The organism is Paenibacillus sp. OT2-17, assembly GCF_009827695.1.
GTDB lineage: Bacteria > Bacillota > Bacilli > Paenibacillales > Paenibacillaceae > Paenibacillus > Paenibacillus polymyxa_B.
Genome location: NZ_WUDQ01000410.1, coordinates 1 through 3376 on the forward strand (window position 1 = coordinate 1; position 3376 = coordinate 3376).

Genomic DNA, 3376 nt, shown 5'->3' on the forward strand with positions numbered 1-3376 from the left:
CGATAGATTGGTTCGATAATACCCATGTAAAACTACAGTAGAAGGTTCTACCATAGAAGCTGATTCGAAATCCAAATCATCAGGTACTTTAACTAAATTCTTCTCTGGGAGTTTAATGTATTCGGCGAATCCACCAGGTTCCTTAGCACCTATTGCATGCAATGAATTCGCTCTAGCTGGTTGACCTGCTCGATAATAATAATCATCTTCTTCAATTAGTGCTGGACATCCAGCAACATGGTCTCCAACTTTTAGATCTGTTACTTGATCGCCAACTTGTTCTACAACACCTGCAAATTCATGTCCCCATACCTGACCAGGTGTGACTGCACCCAATTTTTTATATCGAGAGATATCAGATCCACAAATGCCACATGCTTTTATTTTTACAATGACATCTTTTCCATCCAGTATTTGAGGTTTTTTCGCTCCTCCAAAACGTATGTCTCTGGCACCATACAGTTTTAATGATTTCATTTTCTCTCATCCTTTCTCTCTCCATGTTCTAGACTTTTCAAATTCTTCACATGTGCTTTGTTATTCGAAAATAAATATGATCCGATGACAACCAAAGATGCTCCAGCTTCGATACATTGACTAGCTATACTCTCATCGACTCCACCATCAACTTCGATCTGAATATCTCGTTGACCTATCATTACTTTCAGTTCTCTTATTCTATCAATCGTTTCTTCCATAAAAACTTGATTAGGTCTTCCTGGATTGATCGACATAACTAGAACATAGTCAATGATGTTTAGAAAAGGTTTCAATAAAAAGGTGTCCGTCCCAGGATTAATGACGATCCCTGCTTTCCTTCCATGTTGCTTAATCTGATCAATGACAAAACGAATATGAGGAGTTGATTCATAGTGAACTGATATCATTTCTGCTCCAGTGTCCAACACACTCGCTATATGCTGCTCTGGGGCTGATACCATCATGTGAACATCTAATTTCATATTCACTTGTTTTTTTATATTTTTAATTTGTTCTGGACCAAATGCGATATGAGGGACGAAATTTCCGTCCATCATATCTACATGAAGTACTTGAAATCCTTCTTCATATAAAACATCGCATTCACTTTTTAAGTTCATTAAATCTGCAGCAAATATTGAAGGTAAAATCAGTTTCATTATTTAATAAGTTCCATATCTCAGGAAAAGTAACATCTGTCCCTAAACCTTTTAACTCGACACCTGCGCTGTTAAGCATCTGTGTTGCACCTGGTGCAACAAATCCTGCCAAATAAAATGTGATAATACAAAATACTACTGTCGACACAATAGAACGGAATAGATTTCCTTTACTTGTTAACGTACACATTACAGAAATATAGGTAACAGACATTAACAGTCCTATTGGAAAGAACTGAACTCCAGGTAAAATGAGTGCCAATAACATAACAATTGGAATAGAAACGACTGTAGTTGTAATAGTAGTCGGATCGCCTAAGCCTAGCGCAATATCCATCCCCACATTTAGATTGGAGTTATTCCCCATGCGTTTAATCATAAAGTCTTTTGCCGATTTCCCAATTGGAGATAGCCCGTCCATCATCACTCCAACAACTTTAGGCATTAATACCATAACTCCAGCTATCCCTGTGGCCATAGTCACTATCTCTGTAACAGGTCTTTTAGTAATTGCCCCTAAAACTAATCCAACAATAAATCCAATAATAACTGGGTCCCCGAGAACGCCTATTTTTTTATTAATTTTACTCAGAGAAAACTCCAATTTATTTAAACCAGGAATGAAATCAATGATTCTATTTACCAGCCAGGCAATCGGATAACCCCAAGCTGAATAAATAATAGTTGTGCAGGTTGTACCTTCTAAACCAAAGTATTCTTGCCATTTTGAAGCAATTAAATCACCAACGAATAGAGCAATAACAGACATCACCAATGTTACTACCAACCCTAACCAGAAACTGTCAAAAAGAAAGTAAGCCAAAGCTCCTGGAATTAGAAAATGCATGTAATTCCATATATCCACATTTAACGTTTTTGTCCATCTAAGTCGAACTAATACTAGATTAATAATTAAACCAAGAGGAATTGCTAATGCTGCAAAAGGAGGCACCCAAGATGCCGCCCCTACAGCTGGCCATCCAATATCTGCAATTGTAAATCCAGAACCGATTTTTGCATAATAATCAACTGCCGGTTTTAGGGAGGAATTGAGCAAGCCAACAACTAATGTTAAACCTAAGAAGCCTACCCCAACTAAAAGGCCTGATTTGATAGCGTTTCCAATTTTCATTCGAAAAACTAGACCTAATACGGTGATTATTATTGGTAAAATAGCTGTTGCTCCCATATCAGTAATAGATTTAATAATATTATGCACAGTATCCATTATGATCTACCACCTTAACTATTTTTTAAATCCAGCAGTTTTTCAGCCAATTGATTTTTCAATTTTTCTTCATTAAGCCCTGTTACAAATCCCATGATGTTCATATATGGCTTTTCATCGGTTTTAAAATTATTAGTTGTCAGAACAATATCGACGTTGTCAATAATATTCGGTAATTCCGCCATACTCGTTTTAATGATATCGTAATGTTCAATTCCTGCTTCTTTTAATACCTCTTTCACTCCATCTGCTGCGATAGTAGAAGTTGCTACTCCGCTTCCACAAGCTACGGCGATTTTAATTTTTGAATTTGACATGTTAATTCCTCCTGGTATGTTAGTTTTCGAAGCTAGTTTTAAATCCATTTCCAATCCCAAAGGGTTGAAAAAATCCTCCTTGCAAATTGTTTTATATCTCCTTTTACTCAGCAGGATTAACTTCTTTCTTGCTGTGGATTCATAATAACATGATGAATTCAATTGTTGTATTCGTTTACATCCCACTTTATAGACAACAGGTTGTACAATATAGTGATGAAAAAAATGATTTTCCCTCGATATTTTTCAGGTTAAAATCCATCTATTCCAATGAATTCAATCGTATCAACGAGTTCCGGGTTGGGTACAACGGTAGACGAGGCTGAACTGCAACATGTAGACGTGAGAGGTGATGAATTCTGGTACATGACGTCCTATGGAGAGGAACCCACATCTGCCACAACGGAGGAAATGACACTTAGCAGTGCAGATTTGGTATTGCCCGGGTTGATTCCATTTTGTCTCACTCGTATATATGACAGCTCCAGGTTTGCTGAACTACAGCTACATTTCTCCAACCCCCCCTCGAAACAAAGAATTTTATTAATTGTTAAGCCTATGCCAAATTACATCAATTCGATTGACGATCATTTTCGCAGGTTGTTAAAATGTGCTCGAAAAACCAATTGGAATCTGATGATGGTTGTTACTGTGGGTTAAAGACATCATTATTCAAAATCCACTCCTTGATC

At 37.0% G+C, this 3376-nt stretch carries 5 protein-coding genes; 1 reads left to right on the plus strand and 4 read right to left on the minus strand.

From position 1 onward, the window contains the following. From GRP75_RS22150 to GRP75_RS22165, 4 genes are all read right to left on the minus strand, one after another. A partial coding sequence (locus GRP75_RS22150) for an alcohol dehydrogenase catalytic domain-containing protein (protein WP_160790376.1) occupies positions 1–477 on the minus strand: 477 nt, incomplete at its 3' end. Next, a complete protein-coding gene (gene rpe, locus GRP75_RS22155; RefSeq protein WP_160790377.1) occupies positions 474–1139 on the minus strand; it encodes a ribulose-phosphate 3-epimerase in 666 nt (221 codons plus the stop codon). The genes GRP75_RS22150 and rpe, both read right to left, overlap by 4 nt. After that, positions 1084–2367: a PTS transporter subunit IIC gene (locus tag GRP75_RS22160; protein WP_160790378.1), complete on the minus strand. Its 1284-nt coding sequence runs from the start codon at positions 2365–2367 to the stop codon at positions 1084–1086. The genes rpe and GRP75_RS22160 overlap by 56 nt, the downstream gene beginning before the upstream one ends. Positions 2368–2381: 14 nt before the next feature. Then, entirely contained in the window at positions 2382–2684 is a 303-nt protein-coding gene (locus GRP75_RS22165; RefSeq protein ID WP_049828419.1) for a PTS sugar transporter subunit IIB, read from the minus strand. 300 nt (positions 2685–2984) lie between these two features. Between GRP75_RS22165 and GRP75_RS22170 the strand changes: the two genes are divergently transcribed. Then, positions 2985–3344: a hypothetical protein gene (locus GRP75_RS22170; protein WP_160790379.1), complete on the plus strand. Its 360-nt coding sequence runs from the start codon at positions 2985–2987 to the stop codon at positions 3342–3344. Positions 3345–3376: the final 32 nt, after the last annotated feature.